General features: G+C 60.5%; 2 protein-coding genes. Both read left to right on the top strand.

All coding sequences use genetic code 11. The features are described from left to right. Positions 1-115 precede the first annotated feature (115 nt). Positions 116-565, top strand: coding sequence for an NADH-quinone oxidoreductase subunit NuoK (gene nuoK / locus H5U08_RS15430; RefSeq protein WP_297035021.1), 450 nt, complete (start codon positions 116-118; stop codon positions 563-565). Positions 566-570: 5 nt separating this feature from the next. Beyond that, positions 571-2,585: NADH-quinone oxidoreductase subunit L (gene nuoL, locus H5U08_RS15435; protein ID WP_297035023.1), on the top strand; the 2,015-nt coding region annotated here is incomplete at its 3' end.

The following is a 2,585-nucleotide window of genomic DNA, read 5'->3' on the forward strand; positions in this document are numbered from 1 at the left end:
GGTGATCATCGCCCGGCCGCTGGAGCCCTTGCTCGATCTGAGAAGCTGGGAGATACCGGGTATGCCCAGTCTGGTGGAATGGCTGCCCTGACGGAAGAGATGGAACACGACAGCGATGTCTGAGAATGCCCTTTTGATACAACAGTTGTGGGTGGGTGCCTGCCTGTTTGGGCTGGGACTGGTGGGGTTTCTGAGTCGCCGGAACCTCATCCTCATGTTCCTATCGGTGGAGCTTATGCTCCAAGGGGTGTCACTCAGTTTTGTCAGTTGGGGACGCTTCCACGGACAGCTTCAGGGGCAGGTGTTCGCTCTGTTTGTGATGGCCGTGGCCGCGGCTGAGGCGGCCGTCGCGCTAGCCCTGGTACTCAATCTCGTTCGCGCTCGATATGGACTGGACGTGTTGAAGGTCCAGCACCTGCGAGAAGAAGGTTTAGGAGAGATTCCCCGGGAGGTGGAAGAGGAGGAAGTCCCGCCTCCGCCGCCGCCCAGTTGGCCCAGGTTGCCGCGGGTGGGACGCGCTCCTGTTATTCCGGAAGAAGTCCTCGAATATCGACCGAGTGTTTGACAGCCATGAGCTTTTTGATTGTCCTCGTTGCAGGAATGCCGCTGGTGGCCGCCCTCGTGACGGCCGTGCTGGGACCGCGCGTTTTGCGGGAAGCCAGTCATGTGCCCACCGTGACGGCCACGGCCATTTCGTTCATCGGCTCACTGGCCCTTTTGGGGATGCTGTTACGGTCGGCACCGGCCGCTCCCAGCGGACCTTCCGGGGAGCACGTGCCGACGTTTGAGCGGGTGTTCGAACTGTGGAGTTGGGCGGACATCAGTCCCAGTGGCGCATCCGTCGAGCGACCTGTCCCCCATGGCACGTGGGATTTTGTGCGGTTCCATATCCCGATCGCACTGCGGGTGGATCCCCTCACCGTCTTCATGCTTGTGACCGTGACGTTCATTTCGCTGCTGGTGGCGATTTATTCCATCGGATATATGCACGAAGATCCCGGCTACTGGCGGTTTTATACGTACATCAGTCTGTTCGTCTTTTCCATGATCATGCTCGTTTCGGTGAGCAATTTTGTCCTCCTCTACGTGTTCTGGGAGGCGGTGGGCCTGTGCAGCTATCTGCTCATCGGATTCTGGTACAGAAAACCGGAGGCAGCCGCAGCGGGGAAAAAAGCCTTTTTGGTGAACCGTGTGGGTGATTTTGGTTTTGCCCTGGGGATCTTCCTGTTGTGGTCGCTGTATGGGACGCTCAACTTCCACGACACGATCGATCCTCAGACGCAGGAAGTGTTTTCCGCGGGGATCCTGGGAACGGCTCGACTTCTCCATCCGGAAAAGGGACTTGTTCACGGGGGACTGGCGACGGTCGCGTGTCTGCTCCTGTTTGCGGGAGCGTGCGGAAAGAGTGCCCAATTTCCGCTCCATGTGTGGTTGCCTGACGCGATGGAAGGTCCCACGCCGGTGAGCGCCCTCATCCACGCGGCGACGATGGTGACGGCGGGGGTTTACATGGTGGCCCGGTGTATGCCGCTGTTTCAGGTCGCCCCCCATGTTCTGGAGATTGTCGGTGGGATCGCTACGTTTACGGCTCTCATGGCAGCCGTTATAGCGCTCACGCAAACCGATCTGAAGCGGATTCTGGCGTACTCCACCATCAGCCAGCTTGGTTACATGTTTCTGGGATTGTCGGTGGGCGGGCTGGTGGGAGCCGCAGCCGCCATGTTCCACCTCTTCACACACGCTTTCTTCAAGGCCCTGCTATTCCTCGGGGCCGGGAGCGTGATGCATGCAACAGGCGGCGTCATCGATTTGAATCGAATCGGGGGGCTGCGACGCCGGTTGCCGTGGACGCACGTGACCTTCCTGATTGGCAGTCTGGCTCTGGCCGGGATTTTTCCCCTGGCAGGCTTTTTCAGCAAGGATGAGATTCTGGTCGCTGTCGCCGGCAGGGCCCATCACAGCGGCTACTATCAGATGTTACTGGTGGTGGCAATGGCGACCGCGTTCCTCACTGCCGTGTACACGTTCCGGGCGTATTTCCGCACATTCTTTGGCGAGGAGCGCGTCCCCGCAGAGAGCGCCGGCCATGTCCACGAATCTCCCCCGGTGATGCTGATCCCGCTGGGCATTCTGGCGGCGGGTTCGGTTGTCGCCGGAGCGCTGGCGGGACCAACGCGGTGGGTCGAGCATTTCCTCAGCGGGACGATCAGCCTGGACGCAGCGGCGCGGCTGGCCGGGCACGGGGCGGCCGCTCATGCCGGAACCATCCCCTGGATCAGCCTGGCGCTGGCGATGCTGGGTGTCGCCGTGGCGGCTGCCGTCGTTCTCGGTCCTGCTGCCCTGGTCGACGCAATAGTTACTGCCTTCCGTGCCGTCGGCCTGTACACGCTTTCTTACCGAAAATTTTTCTTCGATGAGATCTATCAGGGGATTATCGTCCGACCCCTGGCCGGACTGGCGGGTGTCGCCGCCTGGATTGACCGGTTTGTGATTGACTGGCTGGTGGACGTTGTGGGCCTTATTCCTCGCTTTCTGGGAGCCATGTTACGCGGCGTCCAGAACGGGTTGGTCCCGTGGTATGCCCT

It is taken from the genome of Thermogutta sp., assembly GCF_014359955.1.
Taxonomy (GTDB): Bacteria; Planctomycetota; Planctomycetia; order Pirellulales; family Thermoguttaceae; genus Thermogutta.

Excerpts from the sequence above, each read along its gene's own strand:
- nuoK (WP_297035021.1), top strand. The coding sequence starts at position 116 with ATGTCTGAGAATGCCCTTTTGATACAACAGTTGTGGGTGGGTGCCTGC.